The organism is Roseovarius sp. S88 (genome assembly GCF_037023735.1).
Taxonomy (GTDB): Bacteria; Pseudomonadota; Alphaproteobacteria; order Rhodobacterales; family Rhodobacteraceae; genus Roseovarius; species Roseovarius phycicola.
Genome location: NZ_CP146069.1, coordinates 2,228,453 through 2,245,881, shown reverse-complemented (window position 1 = coordinate 2,245,881; position 17,429 = coordinate 2,228,453). Strand labels below are relative to the sequence as shown.

Sequence of the window (17,429 nt, the reverse complement as noted above, 5' to 3'; positions counted from 1 at the left end):
GAGCACTCCTTGGGTCTTTGTCCAAGATGTAGAGAGCCGGGTGTCCGATGGCAAGTCATGGTAGCCGCCTTAAATCTCTTCGCCTTTTTTCAAAAGCTCATCAATCAGCTCACGCTGCAAAGCGCCGCTGTCTCCGCCGCCAAACTGCATGGCACCGCCGGAATAAAGGGTTCCATAGCTTTTTGAGAGGTTGATGATTTGCCCTAGGCCTGAGATCAACTGATCTTTCTCCAATGCCGCAAGAGGATGGATATAGGTTGCCCAGACCATATCGTTGGCAATGGCGTAGCGCCCGTCCAATGCGCTGTCGAAATTGGCCTGCATCATGCGTTTGAACGCGCCGTCCTCAAGCTCTTCAACTTTTTTCACCGGGGTCAATGCACGCATCCGATCGTTGTTGGGGTCCGTGATGATCAACACCGGCGTGTCGGCTATTGTCAGCCGCCAACGTCTTCCGTCTGAAACAGCCTCAGGGTCGAGCACGCGCACAATTTCATCCAGCCGCTCCAGTGTCATCGGTGCTTCTAATTCTGATTGAATCTCCGGTGTGGTCTTCTCTGGAGTAATTTCTGGCTCAGCCTCTTGTGCCGTTAGGGCAAGCGGAAAGGCTATGACAGCCAGAGAAAACAGAAAACGGAGCATGCGGGGCACCTTTCATGTTGCGTCCCCCGACGATGGCATGCCGAACGCGCTGCGCCAACGCCACTCATGCAATCGTGAGAGTTCGCGATCAGGCGAAGGTGTTGGCAAATGCCTCGCGGAATGTGGTGCTGAGGTCATCCAATGGCGCAGATGCACCACCGAAGCTGACCGAGTTGCCGGTGAACCGGCCGACAACTGAAACAGGCACGCCTGCGTCTGCTCCCACTGCGACAAGGGTTTCGGCATGTTCACGTGTCGTGGCCAGAAGATATCTCGCCTGATCCTCGCCAAAGAGCGCGCCTGCGTCACCTGTGTCAATCTCAACGCCGACGCCCGCGCTTTCGGCCAATTCAAATGCGGCCAAAGCCAATCCGCCATCTCCGAGGTCTGTGCAAGCCACGATCTTGTCACGATGCGTGCGAATAAAATCGCCATGGCGTTTTTCGGCGGCCAAATCCACCGCGGGGGCGTCACCCTCAACCCGGCCCAGAAGTTCGGCCAGAAGCGCAGATTGGCCCAGATGACCGGAGGTTTCCCCGATCACGACGGCGACATGCCCTTCTTGAGCCTGTCCTGTGATTGCGTCTTGAGGCGATTTGATCAGACCCACCGCGCCAATCGTTGGGGTCGGCAGGATCGCAGAGCCGTCGGTTTCATTATAAAGCGACACGTTGCCCGACACGATGGGCATGTCGAGCGCGCCCACGGCCTCGCCAATGCCTTTGATGGCCATTACGAACTGCCCCATGATCTCGGGCTTTTCGGGATTGCCGAAATTGAGGTTGTCGGTTGTGGCAAGTGGTACCGCGCCCACGGCAGTGAGGTTGCGATAGGCCTCGGCCACCGCCTGTTTTCCGCCTTCCTTGGGATTGGCCTTGACATAACGCGGGGTCACGTCCGAGGTGAAGGCCAAAAGCTTGTCGGTGCCATGCACACGGATCAGTCCGGCACCTTGTCCGGGGAGGCGCGCGCTGTCGGCCATGACCATGGTGTCGTATTGCTCATAGACCCAATGGCGCGAACAGTAGTTTGGCGCAGAGATGAGCGCTTTTAGGCCATCGATGGGGTCAATCTCCGGTAAACTGGCCATGTCCAGCGGTGCGGCGGCCTCGGGTTCGACCCAAGGCCGGTCATATTCCGGCGCGCTGCCTGACAGTGTGGCAAGAGGCAGATCGGCTTTGACCTCACCCTTGTGCATGATGACAAAGCGGTCTTCGGCAATCGTCTCTCCCACGATGGCAAAATCGAGGTCCCATTTATCGAACACCGCGCGGGCCTCGGCCTCAAGTTCGGGCTTGAGCACCATGAGCATCCGTTCCTGGCTTTCCGAAAGCATCATCTCATAAGCGGTCATGTTCTCTTCGCGTTGTGGCACATCATCGAGGTTGAGCTTGACGCCAAGCCCGCCCTTGTCGCCCATCTCGACCGCTGAACAGGTCAGGCCTGCAGCGCCCATGTCCTGAATGGAAATGACAGCGCCCGTGGCCATCAGCTCCAGCGTGGCTTCCATCAAGCGTTTCTCGGTGAAAGGATCGCCCACCTGTACGGTTGGGCGTTTTTCTTCGATGCTCTCGTCAAACTCGGCCGAGGCCATTGTGGCCCCACCGACGCCATCGCGGCCAGTTTTGGCCCCCAGATAGACCACGGGCATACCCACGCCCGAGGCGGCGGAATAGAAAATCTTGTCCGCATCCGCGAGGCCCGCCGCAAACGCATTCACCAGGCAATTACCGTTATAAGCCGGATCAAATCGGACCTCACCGCCTGCACAAGGTACGCCAAAACAGTTGCCGTAGCCGCCAATGCCTTCGACCACACCGTGCACAAGCTGGCGTGTCTTGGGATGTGCAGGCTCACCAAAGGAAAGCGAGTTCATCGAGGCGATGGGCCGCGCGCCCATGGTGAAGACGTCACGTAGAATACCGCCCACACCGGTGGCCGCGCCTTGATAAGGCTCAATGTAAGACGGGTGGTTGTGGCTCTCCATTTTGAAGATCACAGCTTGCCCGTCACCAATATCAATCACACCGGCATTTTCGCCGGGACCGCAAATCACCTGTGGCCCTTCGGTGGGCAGGGTGCGCAGCCATTTCTTGGAGGACTTATAAGAGCAATGCTCGTTCCACATTGCGGAGAAAATGCCAAGTTCAGTAAATGTGGGCGTGCGGCCCATGATGTCGAGAATACGGTCATACTCATCAGGCTTCAGCCCATGCGCTTCGATCAATTCCTGAGTGATCGCCGGTTCCTGCATCAGACATTATCCCCCGAGAGTGGCCTGTTGGCGCCTCTTTAGGCCATCCATCGAAAAGGGGAAAGAGGCTTGTGGAACAAGGTTGACCGAATGGGACAAATGCAGTCCAGTGCGCTGAAAGAGAGGGCATATGAAGATCATCCAGAACCCGTGGCGGGGTAAAGCCTTGCCAGATGACATCCTGAACGAAATTCCGATGCCAAGCACGGACGCCGACGCCGTGGAGATGCTATTGCAACAATGCCCGTCGGCAGGTGAAACGCCGTTGGTCAAGGCCAGCGGATTACCGGGCGCAGTTTGGATCAAGGACGAGCGCGCACGCATGGGGCTTGGCAGCTTCAAGGCGCTTGGGGCGGCTTATGTGATTGCGTGTGAGGCCGTAGAGACAGAGGTCGAGGATCTCAGCTCGGCACTGACCGGACGAACATATGTGACCGCGAGCGCAGGCAACCACGGGATGTCCGTGGCCGCGGGCGCCCGCATATTTGGGGCGGATGCGGTGATCTATCTTGCCGATACGGTGCCAGAAAGCTTTGCGAATCGTCTGCGTGACAAAGGTGCGCGTGTGGTGCGGGAAGGGGCCGAATATGAGACTAGCGTCGAGGCTGCTATGAAAGCTGCCGAAGACAACGATTGGATTCTTTTGTCTGATACGTCCTGGCCGGGCTATGTGATGCGCCCGCACAGGTTAATGGAAGGTTACTTGGCCATGGCTGCCGAGGCCACGCGCCAGATGCCAGTGGTGCCCACCCATATCTTTTTGCAAGCCGGCGTCGGTGGCTTGGCTGGGGCCTGTGCAGCTTTTTTCCGCAAGGCTTGGGGCGATGCACCTCAGATACTAGTGGTGGAGCCATCAGAGGCCCCCGCACTTCAGGCCGCGATCGAGGCCGGGCATTTCGTCACGGCTGAGGGTGGCGTGTCGTCCATGGGGCGGCTGGACTGCAAGGAAGCATCTTTGATCGCACTGAAAGGTCTGTCCCGCGATGCCGATGCGTTTGTCACAGTCACAGAGGCTGAAGCTGCGGATGTTTTACCTGAACTGGCAAGCCAAAGTCTGGCGACAACAGAATCCGGCGGTGCAGGCGTTGCCGCTTTGCGTTTGATGGACCTGCCCGAGGACGCCGTTAGCCTGTGTATTCTCAGCGAGATGGCGCAGTGAGCCTTTTTCCTGACGCCGAATACGCCGCGCGGCTCAAGGTTATCCAGGCAGGCATGGCGCAACATGAGCTTGGCGCGCTACTTTTGACGACAGAACATGACATCCTGTACCTCACCGGCTTTTTGACCCGGTTCTGGCAAAGCCCGACGCGGCCTTGGTATCTGGTGGTCCCGGCCAGGGGCAAACCCGTTGCCGTCATCCCATCCATCGGGGCGGCGCTTATGGGGCGGGGGTGGATCGAGGATATTCGCACCTGGCCTGCGCCTGTGCCGGGGGATGATGGGGTGAGCCTATTAGCGCAGGCGCTGAAAGAGGTTGGTGGGCCGGTCGGCATCCCGTCGCATTTGGAAACGCATCTGCGTATGCCCTTGGCGGATTTTGAGGCGCTGAAGGCACAGACGCAGATGTCGTTCGGTCCAGACCACGGCATACTCGCAAACGCACGTGCGGTGAAATCCGAGGCCGAGATTGCCAAGATCGAAACCATTTGTTCGGTGGCTGGTCGTGCCTTTGCACGTATGGGTGAGATCGCGGGCGAAGGCGTTCCCCTCTCTACGGTATTTCGTAACTTCCAACGTCTTTTGCTCGAAGAAGGCGCGGACTGGGTGCCGTATCTTTCGGGCGGCGCCGGGCCAGACGGATACGACGATGTGATCTCACCGGCCAGTGACACGCCCCTGAAGGCAGGGGATGTGCTCATGCTAGACACTGGGGCGATGAAGGACGGGTACTTCTGCGACTATGACCGAAACTTTTCCGTGGGCCAGCCCTCACAAGAGGCCGCAAATGCGCATAGCCGCCTGATGGAGGCCGTGGCCGCTGGGTTGGAGACCGCACGTCCCGGCGCCTGTGCCAGTGATCTGTGGCGTGCAATGGCCGATATTGTTGGCGGAGGGGAGACTACCGGACGGCTGGGACATGCTTTGGGCCTGCAACTGACCGAAGGGCTTTCGCTCATTCAGGCCGATGAAACCGAGCTCAAGCCAGGAATGGTGATTACGTTAGAGCCTGGGATTGAAACGGTGGAGGGGCGTATGATGGTGCATGAAGAAAACATCGTCATAACAACCGGTGCACCCCGGCTGTTGTCACCTTTGGCGGGCAGCGAGTTGACCGTTATCTAAGCACAAACTCCAGCTGTGGCAGAAACCGACCTGGGATGGAGCCGGACGGGCGCATCCCAATCTGAACGGCGCCCATTTTCTCATAGAACTTAACGGCATTTGGTTCCGCATCGATCAAAAGCCGTGCGGCGTCCAAGCCTTGCGCGGTGGTCACACACCAGTCAAACAAGACGCGCCCAACACCTTGGCCGATAAAGGGCGGGTCAATATAGAGCCGGTCGAGATCCATATCCGACCCTTCCCAGACAAGCTGCGCCACGCCCGCAATTTCATCACCTGTTTCAGCCAGCATGATTGGTTTGTCGAGTGTGTCGTCACTCAATGTCAGTTCTGCTTCGCAGGCCTTCATGAAGGCAGCGTCATACCCCCAATGCGCCTTTGACCGCTGGCAGAGTAGCGAAAGGGCGGGCAATTCATCCAAAGACGGCTTTCTAAGCGTGATGGTCATACGTCCGCATCTATACGGGGTATGGGCCAAAAAAAGGGCCGAGCGCTAAGCTCGGCCTTAGTCCAACAGGGAGGTATGATGGCGCGACACCTCAGTGCGCGCCTTCATGTTTGGGAAGTAGAGAGGGCCATTTCACGTTTCAAGAAAAAACAGGTCACACAGGCAGCAATCCCGTTATGTGTGTCGTGCATACCTCAGGCGCGCACTGGTGTTACGCAGACGTAAGGGATTGTGCTTTCATCGTTTTTCGATAAATCACGATCTCTTCTTGAACAAAATCCCGGAACGCCGCGATGCGCTGCGAATGCCGCAATTCCTCGGGGTAAGCGAGAAAAACCGGGACTTCTACGGAATGCACGTCCGGTAAGACACGTACCAGATCGGGAAAGTCGCGACTCAGATAGTCAGGCAGGACGCCAATGCCGATATTGTGCAACACCCCCTGCAGAACGCCGAAATAGTTGTTCACGGTCAGCATTGAGGTCACATCATTGGTCATGAGCTCTGCCACGAGTGTCGCGGCCGCGCCCACCTGAGCCGAGCGCGGGTTCTGGCATAGAATGCGGTGATTGCTGAGGTCTTGTTGCTCCTGGGGTGTGCCATTTTCTTGCAGGTACTCTGGCGTCGCAAAGAGGCACATATGCACGCTCATAAGCCGCTTGCGGATCAAATCGGCCTGGCTTGGTTCTTTCATCCGAATGGCGACATCCGCCTCGCGCATGGGCAGGTCAAGCACGCGTTCTTCAAGCATGAGGTCAATATTCAGATCGGGATACTTCTCAAAGAGTTTCGGCAGGCGCGGAGCCAACCAAAGCGTGCCAAAGCCGATCGTGGTTGTCACACGCAGCTCGCCAAACACTTCTTCTTCGCTATCGCGAATACGGGCGGTGGCGGCATCCAATCGTTTCATCATCGCGCGTGTGGCGTCAAACAGAAGCTCGCCCTGTTCGGTCAGGATCAACCCGCGCGCGTGACGATGAAACAGCGTGACATTGAGTGATTCTTCCAACGCGCGAACTTGCCTTGAAACGGCCGATTGCGACAGATGAAGCTGATCGCCCGCATGGGTGAGGCTTCCGGCATCTGCGACCGCATGAAAAATCCGTAATTTATCCCAATCCATTTGAGCAACTTTCGAAACTGAAATTTGTTAATCTGCGCAATAGCAGAAAACGACAAGCGGTTCCTATCCTCGAGTTACCGATTTCGAGAATTTACTTGGTAGGTCACAATTTATGACCTATTATAGAATTATCAACGCCCTCATGTGACGTTGGCAGGGAGGACATCGATGAGTGATCAGAAGATATCTCTCAATGATCGGCTGAATCTTGAGAAATCACCCATTTTGCTGAATGGAACACAGGCGCTTGTGCGGCTGATGCTGACGCAGGCCGCGCGGGATAAGGCGGCGGGTCACAACACAGCTGGCTATGTGACCGGTTATCGCGGCTCTCCGCTGGGTGCTGTCGATATGCAAATGGCTCGCGCCGAAAAAACCCTGGCAGAGGCCAATGTGACATTCCAGCCGGGTCTCAACGAAGATCTCGCGGCTACAGCGCTTTGGGGCACGCAGCAAGCCGAATTGCGCGGTGAAGGCAAATATGACGGCGTCTTTGGCCTTTGGTACGGCAAGGGGCCGGGTGTGGATCGCACAGGCGATGTGATGCGTCATGCCAATATGGCTGGAACGTCCCCCCTTGGGGGTGTCCTTATGGCGATGGGAGACGATCACACCGGAGAAAGCTCGACCGTGTGTCATCAATCCGACTGGGCGATGGTCGATACCTATATGCCGGTCTTGTCGCCCGCAGGTGTTCAGGAAATCCTCGACTTTGGACTTTACGGCTTTGCGCTGTCTCGCTTTGCGGGGGTTTGGTGTGGACTGAAAACCATGAAAGACACGGTCGAAGTCACCAGCGTTGTGGACGGGCGCACCGACCGGATGTCTTTTGTCACGCCCGAGTTTGAGATGCCCGAAGGTGGATTGAACATCCGCCTCGCCGACCATTGGATCGCGCAGGAAGCGCGCATGATTGACCACAAACGCTTTGCCGCCGAGGCGTTTTCCCATGCCAACAAGATCGACAGGCGCATGATGGGCAAACCCGGGGCGAAGATCGGCTTTGTTGCGGCCGGTAAGAACTGGCTCGATCTTGTGCATGCGCTTGATTTACTGGGCATTGATGCGGATGAGGCAGAGCGTCTGGGCCTGACGACGTATAAGGTTGGGCAAACCTTTCCAATGGATATGAAAGGGTTCGATGAGTGGGCCGAAACGCTGGACCTCATCGTCGTGGTCGAGGAAAAACGCAAGCTCATCGAAATCCAGATTAAGGAAGCGATTTTTGACAACCGTCAGGGGCGCCGTGTTTACGGATGGTACAAAGGCGGGGCAGGCGGTCTGCATGAAGAAGAGCTCTTCCCAACCCGTATGGCGCTTGATCCTGTCATGGTTGCCGAAAAGATTGGCGGTATCCTTGTGGAGGAAGGACGCGGCACAGATCGCGTGAAGGTTGGCCTGCAAGCCATTGAAGAAACAAAGAAAGCTGATAACGCCAAGGACATGGCCACGCGCCTTCCTTATTTCTGTGCCGGGTGTCCGCATAACAGCTCAACCAAGCTGCCCGAAGGCAGTCGCGCATATGCCGGGATCGGCTGTCATTTCATGGTGCAATGGATGGACCGTGACACCGTTGGATTCACCCACATGGGCGGTGAAGGGGCCAACTGGGTCGGGGAAGCGCCGTTTTCCAAGCGTGATCATGTGTTCCAGAACCTCGGCGACGGCACCTACAACCATTCCGGTGTGCAGGCCATTCGTGCGGCTCTCGCGGCGGGGACGAACATCACCTACAAAATTCTTTTCAATGACGCCGTGGCCATGACAGGTGGGCAGGGCAATGAAGGTGGCTTGTCCCCAGGTCGCATTGCTCGGGAATTGCAGGCCATGGGGGTGGCGCATGTCGCGGTGGTGTTTGATGCCAAGGAGGAGCCACGCAAAAGCGACTTCCCGTCTGGCATTGGCTGGCATGAACGTTCTGAGCTGTCAGAGGTTCAGGAAAAATTTCAGAATATCAAGGGCGTGTCGGCCATTGTTTACATCCAGACCTGCGCCGCCGAGAAACGACGTCGCCGCAAGCGTGGCAGTTTCCCGGATCCAGACAAGCGGGTCTTCATCAACTCTGATGTGTGCGAAGGCTGCGGGGATTGCGGGGTGCAATCGAACTGCGTTGCGATCGTTCCGAAAGGTACCGAACTGGGCCGCAAACGAGCGATTGATCAATCCAGCTGCAACAAGGATTTCAGTTGTGTGAAGGGTTTCTGCCCGTCTTTCGTCACGCTGGAAGGTGCAAAAATCCGCAAAGATGCAGCTGTTGATCTTGAACTGCCGTACATCGCGCCACCGGCGCTGCCCAAGATCAAGGGAACTTATAACGTGGTGATCACCGGAGTCGGCGGCACGGGCGTTGTGACCATCGGGGCCGTGATGGCGCAGGCGGCTCAAATTGACGGCAAAGGCGCGGGTATGATGGAAATGGCTGGTCTGGCGCAAAAGGGCGGCGCGGTGCATGTGCACTGCCGCCTGGCCGAAAGTCCCGAGGACATCAGTGCCATTCGTGTGGCCACGGGCGAATGCGATGCGCTCATCGGCGGCGACCTTGTGGTCAGTGCGGGGGCCAAGACCCTTGGCCTGACACGCCAGGGACGTACCGGGGCCGTGGTTAACAGCCATGAGATCATCACAGGCGCCTTCACGCAGGATACGGAATTTACTATCCCGTCTGATCGCCTGCAGCTCGCGCTTGAGGCGCGACTGCAAAAAGACGTGCATTTCTTTGATGCGCATGAATTGGCGCGGGCAAGCATGGGGGATGCGATCTATGCCAATATGCTGGTCTTTGGCGCGGCCTGGCAAAAGGGGTTGGTGCCGCTCTCTAAAGCGTCGATTGACGAGGCGATTGAGCTGAACGGTGCTGCGGTTGAGCAAAACCTGCGGGCTTTTGAGATTGGACGATGGGCGGCCACGCATCCCGATGATGCAATGAAGCTATACACAGCCGAACTGGTGCAAAAACCGAAAACCCTGGAGGAAAAAATCGCGTTCCGCGTTGATCATTTGACCGCCTACCAGGGGCCGCGGCTGGCCAAGCGATATCGTAAACTGGTGGACGGGATCGAAGATGTTCGGGTTAAGGAGGCTGTGGCCCAAGGGTATCACAAGCTTTTGTCTTACAAAGATGAATATGAGGTCGCGCGGTTGTTGTTGTCGTCTCGGAACAAAGCGGAAGAAGAGTTTTCCGGCAGTTTCAAAATGACGTATCACCTCGCGCCGCCGGTCCTCGGTGGCAAGGGGCCTGACGGGCGCCCCAAGAAGCGTGAATTTGGCACATGGGTGGAAACCCCTTTGCGGTTATTGACCAAGCTGAAGCGCCTGCGTGGCACGCCATTTGATCTCTTTGGCTACAATTCAGAGCGACGCATGGAACGCAAATTGATCCGGCAATATCAAAAAGATATGGCTAAGACTTTATCCAAACTGGACGATCAAACACGCGACGCGATCATCGCATTGGCCGAATTGCCTTTGCAGATCCGCGGATTTGGTCCGGTGAAGGCGGCCAATGCTAGGAAAGCCGCCAAACAACGCGAGGATTTGCTGGCGCTGATCAAATCGGGTGGGACACCTCTGTCACAAGCTGCAGAGTGAGTGTCACGAAAGTTTTGATAGGGAGACGCGTCAAAACGCGGCATAACCCTTGGCAAAGGAATCGAGCAGAGATCGGATATGCGCCAGGATCGCCATATCGCACGCGACATCAGCTACGCCTATTCCGCGCAAACGCGCGGTGGTCGGGCGATGATCCGCACGATGGAGAACCTGACGGGACGCATCCGCCTGATCAAACGCGCCGAGGGTTATGAGCATGAGGTCGCGGCAGGCCGTGATTTCTGGCAGGTGATGGTTGAACGCTACGGCCTGAGCCTTGAGGTCACAGGCGGGAGCCTTGCCAACATTCCCGCTGAAGGCCCTCTTATTTTGATCGCTAATCACCCTTACGGCATTCTTGATGGCCTGATGATGGGCCACATCCTGAGCCAGACGCGGGGAGACTTTCGCATTCTGGCCAATTCGGTGTTTCGCAAGGCTGAAGATCTCAACCGAGTGGTTCTTCCGGTGAGTTTTGATGAAACCAAAGAGGCTGTGGCCCTCAACCTTCAGACAAGAAAAACTGCACTCAACTATTTGGGTCAAGGTGGTGCCATCGGCATTTTCCCCGGCGGTACCGTCAGCACGGGCGCACGCCCTTTCGGGCAACCGCTTGATCCCAGCTGGCGCAGTTTTACTGCTCGTATGATTGCGAAATCGGGGGGCAAGGTGGTGCCTATCTACTTCGAAGGTCATACCAGCCGATTGTTCCAGGTGGCCAGCCATCTGCATTCGACCTTGCGAATGGGGCTGTTGATCAAAGAGTTTGGCAAACGGGTCGACACACCTGTTGAGGTGGTCATCGGCAAGCCAATTGCGCAACATGAACTTGCTGAGCGCGCCACAGACGCGAAATCCCTCATGGCCTTTTTGCGCCATAAGACGTATGAGCTTGCCAATGGCGCGGTTGATCCCAACGCGCTTGGGTTTGAATTCGAATAAGGGCGCTATCGGCGCACATATCTGATGGCAGTTGGCATTTTTGATAGCGGTCTGGGTGGGTTAACCGTGCTTGACGCGATCGAGGCACGGCTGCCGGATCTGCCGCTTCTGTATCTTGGGGACAATGCGCACACGCCTTATGGCGTGCGGGACGCGGATGACATTTTCAAACTCACCAATGCACATGTACGCAGGCTTTGGAATGAGGGCTGCAACCTTGTGATCCTGGCCTGCAACACGGCGTCAGCGGCGGCTTTGCGGCGGATGCAAGAGGCGGGCGTGCCAGAGGGTAAGCGCGTGCTTGGCGTCTTTGTGCCCTTGATCGAGGCGCTGACCGAACGGCAATGGGGGGACAATTCCCCACCGCGTGAAGTTGCGGTAAAGCATGCGGCTCTGTTTGCGACACCTGCCACCGTCAGCAGCCGTGCGTTTCAACGCGAGTTGGCTTTTCGCGCCATTGGGGTTGATGTCGAGGCGCAGGCCTGTGGCGGGGTGGTGGATGCCATCGAAGAGGGCGATATGATCTTGGCCGAGGCATTGGTGCGCAGCCATGTTGATGCGCTCAAACGCAAAATGCCCGACCCGCAAGCTGCCGTGCTGGGCTGTACGCATTACCCGTTGATGGAGCATGTGTTTCAGGATGCGCTTGGTCCGGACGTCGCGGTTTTTTCGCAACCGAAACTGGTCGCCGACAGCCTCAGCGACTATCTGGACCGGCGGCCTGATATGGTCGGTGAGGGGAGTGGTACGCGGTTTTTGACCACAGGTGATCCCAAGACGGTTTCAGACCGAGCCACTCTGTTTTTACGACGACGCATCGCGTTTGAGGCTGCCTGAGGCCAAGCCCTGTGACATCGCGGTCCCTTGCCGGACTACAAGAATTTTCCTAAACGCCAAATACCATATGAAAGAGGTCACCATGACCCACAAAATCGCCATTCTGGGCGCGTCGGGCTATACCGGTGCGGAGCTGATCCGGCTTATAGCGACGCATCCCAACATGGACATCGTTGCCCTTGGGGCCAATTCCAAGGCCGGGCAATCCATGGCGCAGGTCTTTCCACATCTGCGTCACCTCGACCTGCCGGATTTGGTTAAGATCGAGGATATCGACTTTACCAAGGTTGATCTGTGCTTTTGCGCGTTGCCGCACAAGACCAGCCAGGAGGTGATCTCGGCCTTGCCGCATGACCTAAAGATTGTGGATCTGAGCGCCGATTTCCGGCTGCGCGATCCTGAGGATTATGAGACGTGGTACGGCAACCCGCATAGCGCCGTGGAAATGCAGGGCGAGGCGGTGTACGGACTGACCGAGTTTTACCGTGAGGCCATTGCCAGGGCGCGGTTGGTGGCGGGCACGGGCTGCAATGCGGCGACGGGGCAATATGTTCTCCGGCCTCTGATTGCGGATGGTCTGATCGATCTGGATGACATTATTCTGGATCTCAAATGCGGGGTATCCGGGGCAGGGCGTAGTCTAAGGGAAAACCTTTTGCATGCCGAATTGTCAGAGGGGTATCACGCCTACGCTTTGGGCGGGACGCACCGGCATCTGGGGGAGTTTGATCAGGAGTTTTCCGCCATTGCGGGGCGTGACGTGAAAATCCAGTTCACCCCGCATCTCATTCCCGCCAATCGCGGGATTCTGGCCACGGGCTATGTCAAAGGCGACCCGGATGCGGTTTATGCGTCCTTGCAAAACGCCTATGCCGATGAGCCGTTCATCGAGGTTCTGCCCATGGGCGAGGCCCCAAGTACGCGGCATATCCGCGGCAGCAATTTTTGCCATATCGGCGTCAGCCGGGACCGGATCGAAGGGCGCGCGATTGTCGTTGCTGCGCTGGATAACCTGACCAAAGGGTCCAGCGGGCAGGCCTTGCAAAACGCCAATCTGATGTTAGGTGAGGATGAAACGGCGGGGCTCATGCTGGCCCCAGTATTCCCGTAGAGACAATGTGGTAGGCCAATGAAATCGCTCAAGAAAAAACGCCGCGTTCAGATTATCGCCATCGCAACGGTAGCGCTTGTGCTGTCAACAGGGCTGATTGGGTATGCGTTGCAAGACGGGATAAACTTTTTCCGATCCCCGAGTCAGATCGTCGAGGAACCACCCTTGCCAACGGAGGTGTTTCGCATCGGTGGTTTGGTCGAAGAGGGCAGCATCGTGCGCGGGCAAGGCGAAACTGTCAGCTTTAGCGTGACCGATGGTGGAGCCGTGATCCCGGTCACATATACGGGCGTATTGCCAGACCTTTTCTCAGAGAACGAAGGCATGGTTGGCACCGGCACATATGAGGATGGGGTGTTCAAGGCGACGGAGATCCTTGCCAAGCATGATGAGGAATACATGCCCAAAGAGGTGATCGAAAGCCTCAAGGAGCAGGGTGTCTACAAAGAGCCGGGCGATAGCTGAAGGTTTTCTTAACCCCTTCAGCTGAGCCTTTTGCGGAACCAGAACAACTGGAATGCCGCGATGCTCAACGTTCAAGAAATTGCCCGACAGATCGTTGCCCGAGAGGGGGTTCGTCAATGACCCCGATGATCCAGGCGGGGCGACAAAACACGGGGTCACGATAGGGACGCTGAGGCGTCTCGGACTTGATCTAACCGGGGATGACAAGGTGGACATCGCCGATGTGCGCGCCCTGCGTCCTGATCAAGCAGTGGATATTTTCCTGCGTCATTACTTTCACAAACCACGCATCGCTGACCTGCCAGATGTGCTGCAGGCCAGCGTCTTTGACATGTATGTCAATGCGGGGGGCAATGCCGTTAAAATTCTGCAACGGCTGTTAAGACATATGAACCACGACGTGACGGTCGATGGAATGATCGGGCCGCAAACACTTGTTGCAGCGCGCAAGGCGGCGAAGGCGGCACCTGATCATATTGCGGATGCTTACGGGATTGCACGGCGGAACTATTATTTCCGATTGGCCGACCGGCGCGCCGCCTCCCGCAAATTCGCACGCAGCCGTTCGGGCGACAAGGGCGGCTGGATCAAGCGCGCCGAAGAATTCATTTCGCAGCGCTATCACTTGAGCACCACAGAATTTCGCGAAAGGACAGCGTCATGGGATTGATAGGCAGAGTTTTCTCCGTGCTCTTTGGCGGTGACCGCAATGTTGTTGCTGAAACCGCCGAGGTCTTTCGCGTCAATGCAGAGGCGGCGGACCAGCGTGCAGCCAGCCTGCAGGGAGCCGCACTCGATCAGCTTTCAGCGGAATTCGCTCATGTCAAAGTGTCTTGGTATGATCGCTTCATCGACGGGTTGAACCGCATCCCACGCCCTGCCATGGCGCTTGGAACGCTTGGCCTCTTCCTAAGTGCGATGGTTGACCCGGTCTGGTTTGCCGAACGCATGCAGGGCATTGCCCTTGTGCCAGAGCCGCTTTGGTGGCTGTTGGGTGCGATTGTCAGCTTTTACTTTGGCGCGCGCCATCAGGCAAAAGGCCAGGAATTTCAGCGTTCTATCGCTGCAACACTGGCACGTGTGCCACAAGTGATCACCGCTGTGGAAGACCTGCGCGCGCTGGATGCGCGCAGCCCGGGCGTGGCCCAAACGCAGTCAGATGCCACTTTGACGTTGGCGGCGGTGCAGCCCTCGGACAATCCGGCGCTGGATGACTGGCTGCGTCAGCGAACGCACCCCGCGACAATGTGAACCGGTCGGCTTAACCAAAATCATTGGCCAGTCCCGAACGGCTGTTTATATTCAACTTATGATTACAGAGCTCGGGCACTTCGCACTCATCCTCGCCTTTTGTGTGGCGATCTTTCAAATGATCGTGCCACTGGTGGGCGCGCATAACCGCTGGTCGTCCTGGATGGCCACGGCAGAACCCGCAGCAAACCTACAGTTTGGCCTGACGGCGCTATCATTTGCGGCATTGACTTATGCCTTTGTCACATCAGACTTTTCTGTGCAGTTGGTGGCTCAGAACAGCCACTCTCTGAAACCGATGCTCTACAAAGTGACCGGGGTGTGGGGCAACCACGAGGGCTCGATGCTGCTCTGGGTGTTGATTGTAACCCTATTCGGGGCCTTTGCGTCTTGGTTTGGGGGCAATCTGCCACCGACCTTAAAAGCTCGGGTTTTGGCGGTGCAAGCGTCTGTTGGCGTTGCATTTTTTGCATTTATCCTGTTCTCGTCCAACCCATTCCTGCGCCTGCCTGTGCCGCCTTTTGATGGCCAAGACCTCAACCCACTTCTGCAAGACCCCGGTCTCGCCTTCCACCCGCCGTTTTTGTATCTGGGCTATGTCGGCCTTTCGATGACGTTTTCCTTTGCGGTCGCAGCCTTGATCGAAGGTCGTGTGGACGCGGCCTGGGGCCGCTGGGTGCGCCCCTACACATTGGCCGCTTGGATTTTCCTGACCATCGGCATCGCGCTCGGCTCCTGGTGGGCCTACTATGAGCTCGGCTGGGGCGGATTCTGGTTCTGGGATCCGGTTGAAAATGCCAGCTTCATGCCATGGCTGATTGCGGCGGCCTTGCTGCATTCCGCCATCGTGGTGGAAAAGCGCGAGTCGCTTAAAAGCTGGACGATCCTTCTGGCGATCATTGCCTTTGGTTTTTCCATGGTGGGCGCGTTTATCACGCGATCCGGTGTTCTGACCTCTGTTCATGCCTTCGCCACAGACCCTGAGCGCGGACTGTTCCTTTTGCTCATTCTCGGCTTCTTCATGATGGTGGGACTGACGCTTTTTGCTGCGCGCGCCCATGTGATGCAGGCCAAGGGCGTGTTTGGACTGGTCAGTCGCGAGTCTTTCCTCGTGGCCAACAACGTGCTTCTGGGTGTCGCCACCTTTGTGGTCTTCGTTGGCACCATCTGGCCGCTGGTGTCCGAGCTTTTCTTTGACCGCAAGCTCAGCGTCGGTGCGCCGTTCTTCAACATGGCCTTCACGCCGTTCATGATCCTGTTGGGTCTGATCCTGCCAGTTGGGGCGCTGATGCCGTGGAAACGGGGTGTCCTGTCGCGAGCTATCAAACAGCTGACGGGCGCTTTTGTCCTGGCCGTCGCAGTTGGCCTGCTGGTCTGGGCGATGCAGACCGAGCGCAGCGCGCTTGGACCCGTGGGTCTCTTTTTGGCCGCATGGCTGGTTGCCGGTGCCGCCGTTGATCTCTGGAGCCGCACAGGCCGGGGTGATGATCGCTTTGGCCGCCTGCGCCGTTTGCCGCGCGCGGACTGGGGCAAGTCGGTGGCGCATGCGGGCTTTGGCATCACCATTGCAGGTGTCTCTGCGATGATGGCCTGGGAGAAAGAAGACATCCGCGTCGCTCAGATTGGCGAAACCTATGACTTCGCAGGATATGAGATCACACTCGCCGATGTGAAAGACGTGGAAGGACCCAATTACCTCTCCACAACAGCCGTGATTGACGTTGGTCAAAACGGGCAGACGATTGTCTCGCTCAAGCCGGAAAAACGTATCTATCCGGTGGCGGCCATGCCGACCTCTGAGGCGGCCATCGACAACGGGTTTTTGCGCGATATTTATGTTGTGATTGGCGATCCGCAGGTGAATGGCGGTTGGGCTGTGCGCAGCTATTACAAACCGCTGGCCAACTGGATCTGGGGTGGCTCGATCCTGATGGCTTTGGGCGGTGCCTTGTCGCTCAGCGACAGGCGCTACCGTGTAGCGGCTGGCGCGCGTAAAACGCGCGAAACACCCCAAGCGACGCCAGCTGAATGAGACATGCGCTTGCTCTGATCCTGTGCCTTCTGGCGGCACCTGTGGCCGCAGTGCAGCCAGATGAAATCCTGGATGATCCGGCGCTTGAAGAGCGGGCGCGGGACATCTCGGCGGGGTTGCGCTGCCTTGTCTGCCGCAATGAGAGCATTGATGAATCCCACGCCGATCTGGCGCGTGACCTGCGGCTCTTGGTGCGCGAACGGCTTGTGGCCGGGGACAGCGATGAAGAGGTCGTCGACTTCGTCGTGGATCGTTACGGCGAATATGTTCTGCTCAATCCGCTGACCAGCGGGTCAAACCTTGTGCTCTGGCTGGCAGGGCCCGGCATGCTCTTACTCGCAGGGGCGCTTGGCTGGGGGTATATTCGACGTCGCGCCACCTCTGAGACTGTTGGAGAGGCTAAGCTCAGCGAAGATGAAGAAGCGCGGCTTCGGCAAATTCTCGACAAGTGAC

The 17,429-nt window shown here is 57.3% G+C and carries 14 protein-coding genes and 1 pseudogene; 11 read left to right on the top strand and 4 right to left on the bottom strand.

All coding sequences use genetic code 11. From position 1 onward, the window contains the following. Nucleotides 1–69: 69 nt before the first annotated feature. Both RZ517_RS11350 and purL read right to left on the bottom strand, forming a co-directional pair. Nucleotides 70–642: a type III secretion system chaperone gene (locus RZ517_RS11350; protein ID WP_338548346.1), complete on the bottom strand. Its 573-nt coding sequence runs from the start codon at nucleotides 640–642 to the stop codon at nucleotides 70–72. A gap of 88 nt (nucleotides 643–730) precedes the next feature. Next, nucleotides 731–2,896 (bottom strand): phosphoribosylformylglycinamidine synthase subunit PurL, encoded by a 2,166-nt coding sequence (purL, locus tag RZ517_RS11345; protein WP_338548345.1) that lies wholly within the window; start codon nucleotides 2,894–2,896, stop codon nucleotides 731–733. 130 nt (nucleotides 2,897–3,026) lie between these two features. Here purL and RZ517_RS11340 point away from each other — a divergent pair, with 130 nt between their 5' ends. Continuing rightward, entirely contained in the window at nucleotides 3,027–4,055 is a 1,029-nt protein-coding gene (locus tag RZ517_RS11340) for a pyridoxal-phosphate dependent enzyme (RefSeq protein ID WP_338548344.1), read from the top strand. A 53-nt stretch (nucleotides 4,056–4,108) separates the two neighbouring features. Further along, nucleotides 4,109–5,179, top strand: coding sequence for a M24 family metallopeptidase (locus RZ517_RS11335; protein ID WP_338551140.1), 1,071 nt, complete (start codon nucleotides 4,109–4,111; stop codon nucleotides 5,177–5,179). Here the strand turns inward: RZ517_RS11335 and RZ517_RS11330 are convergent. Further along, nucleotides 5,172–5,627: a GNAT family N-acetyltransferase gene (locus RZ517_RS11330; protein WP_338548343.1), complete on the bottom strand. Its 456-nt coding sequence runs from the start codon at nucleotides 5,625–5,627 to the stop codon at nucleotides 5,172–5,174. The two genes, RZ517_RS11335 and RZ517_RS11330, sit on opposite strands and share 8 nt — an antisense overlap. Before the next feature lie 211 nt (nucleotides 5,628–5,838). Then, nucleotides 5,839–6,750, bottom strand: a complete 912-nt coding sequence (locus RZ517_RS11325) for a LysR family transcriptional regulator (RefSeq protein ID WP_338548342.1) — start codon at nucleotides 6,748–6,750, stop codon at nucleotides 5,839–5,841. A gap of 168 nt (nucleotides 6,751–6,918) precedes the next feature. On the opposite strand from RZ517_RS11325, the gene RZ517_RS11320 reads away from it, so the two are divergent. The 9 genes and pseudogenes from RZ517_RS11320 (at nucleotide 6,919) to RZ517_RS11280 (ending at nucleotide 17,428) form a co-directional block, all read left to right on the top strand. Next, a complete protein-coding gene (locus RZ517_RS11320; protein ID WP_338548341.1) occupies nucleotides 6,919–10,338 on the top strand; it encodes an indolepyruvate ferredoxin oxidoreductase family protein in 3,420 nt (1,139 codons plus the stop codon). Between the two features lie 78 nt (nucleotides 10,339–10,416). Beyond that, nucleotides 10,417–11,280, top strand: coding sequence for a lysophospholipid acyltransferase family protein (locus tag RZ517_RS11315; RefSeq protein ID WP_338548340.1), 864 nt, complete (start codon nucleotides 10,417–10,419; stop codon nucleotides 11,278–11,280). A gap of 24 nt (nucleotides 11,281–11,304) precedes the next feature. Continuing rightward, nucleotides 11,305–12,117: a glutamate racemase gene (locus RZ517_RS11310; protein WP_338548339.1), complete on the top strand. Its 813-nt coding sequence runs from the start codon at nucleotides 11,305–11,307 to the stop codon at nucleotides 12,115–12,117. A gap of 82 nt (nucleotides 12,118–12,199) precedes the next feature. After that, a complete protein-coding gene (gene argC, locus RZ517_RS11305; RefSeq protein WP_338548338.1) occupies nucleotides 12,200–13,228 on the top strand; it encodes an N-acetyl-gamma-glutamyl-phosphate reductase in 1,029 nt (342 codons plus the stop codon). Between the two features lie 18 nt (nucleotides 13,229–13,246). After that, on the top strand, nucleotides 13,247–13,693 hold the full coding sequence (gene ccmE, locus RZ517_RS11300) for a cytochrome c maturation protein CcmE (RefSeq protein ID WP_317054898.1): 447 nt from the start codon (nucleotides 13,247–13,249) through the stop codon (nucleotides 13,691–13,693). Between the two features lie 60 nt (nucleotides 13,694–13,753). Continuing rightward, nucleotides 13,754–14,363, top strand: a pseudogene (locus RZ517_RS11295) (holin-associated N-acetylmuramidase). Then, entirely contained in the window at nucleotides 14,354–14,944 is a 591-nt protein-coding gene (locus RZ517_RS11290) for a holin family protein (protein ID WP_338548336.1), read from the top strand. Before RZ517_RS11295 ends, RZ517_RS11290 begins: the two are co-directional and overlap by 10 nt. A gap of 58 nt (nucleotides 14,945–15,002) precedes the next feature. Then, nucleotides 15,003–16,976, top strand: coding sequence for a heme lyase CcmF/NrfE family subunit (locus tag RZ517_RS11285; RefSeq protein ID WP_338548335.1), 1,974 nt, complete (start codon nucleotides 15,003–15,005; stop codon nucleotides 16,974–16,976). Next, the gene (locus RZ517_RS11280; RefSeq protein ID WP_338548334.1) at nucleotides 16,973–17,428 is read left to right on the top strand and encodes a cytochrome c-type biogenesis protein; all 456 of its coding nucleotides are present in this window, start codon (nucleotides 16,973–16,975) and stop codon (nucleotides 17,426–17,428) included. The genes RZ517_RS11285 and RZ517_RS11280 overlap by 4 nt, the downstream gene beginning before the upstream one ends. The last annotated feature ends 1 nt before the right edge of the window (nucleotide 17,429 follow it).

Coding starts and splice junctions, on each gene's coding strand:
- RZ517_RS11320 (WP_338548341.1), top strand. CDS start 6,919: ATGAGTGATCAGAAGATATCTCTCAATGATCGGCTGAATCTTGAGAAA.
- RZ517_RS11335 (WP_338551140.1), top strand. CDS start 4,109: ATGGCGCAACATGAGCTTGGCGCGCTACTTTTGACGACAGAACATGAC.
- RZ517_RS11330 (WP_338548343.1), bottom strand. CDS start 5,627: ATGACCATCACGCTTAGAAAGCCGTCTTTGGATGAATTGCCCGCCCTT.
- RZ517_RS11310 (WP_338548339.1), top strand. CDS start 11,305: ATGGCAGTTGGCATTTTTGATAGCGGTCTGGGTGGGTTAACCGTGCTT.
- RZ517_RS11290 (WP_338548336.1), top strand. CDS start 14,354: ATGGGATTGATAGGCAGAGTTTTCTCCGTGCTCTTTGGCGGTGACCGC.
- RZ517_RS11340 (WP_338548344.1), top strand. CDS start 3,027: ATGAAGATCATCCAGAACCCGTGGCGGGGTAAAGCCTTGCCAGATGAC.
- RZ517_RS11325 (WP_338548342.1), bottom strand. CDS start 6,750: ATGGATTGGGATAAATTACGGATTTTTCATGCGGTCGCAGATGCCGGA.
- argC (WP_338548338.1), top strand. CDS start 12,200: ATGACCCACAAAATCGCCATTCTGGGCGCGTCGGGCTATACCGGTGCG.
- RZ517_RS11280 (WP_338548334.1), top strand. CDS start 16,973: ATGAGACATGCGCTTGCTCTGATCCTGTGCCTTCTGGCGGCACCTGTG.
- ccmE (WP_317054898.1), top strand. CDS start 13,247: ATGAAATCGCTCAAGAAAAAACGCCGCGTTCAGATTATCGCCATCGCA.
- RZ517_RS11315 (WP_338548340.1), top strand. CDS start 10,417: ATGCGCCAGGATCGCCATATCGCACGCGACATCAGCTACGCCTATTCC.
- purL (WP_338548345.1), bottom strand. CDS start 2,896: ATGCAGGAACCGGCGATCACTCAGGAATTGATCGAAGCGCATGGGCTG.
- RZ517_RS11285 (WP_338548335.1), top strand. CDS start 15,003: ATGATTACAGAGCTCGGGCACTTCGCACTCATCCTCGCCTTTTGTGTG.
- RZ517_RS11350 (WP_338548346.1), bottom strand. CDS start 642: ATGCTCCGTTTTCTGTTTTCTCTGGCTGTCATAGCCTTTCCGCTTGCC.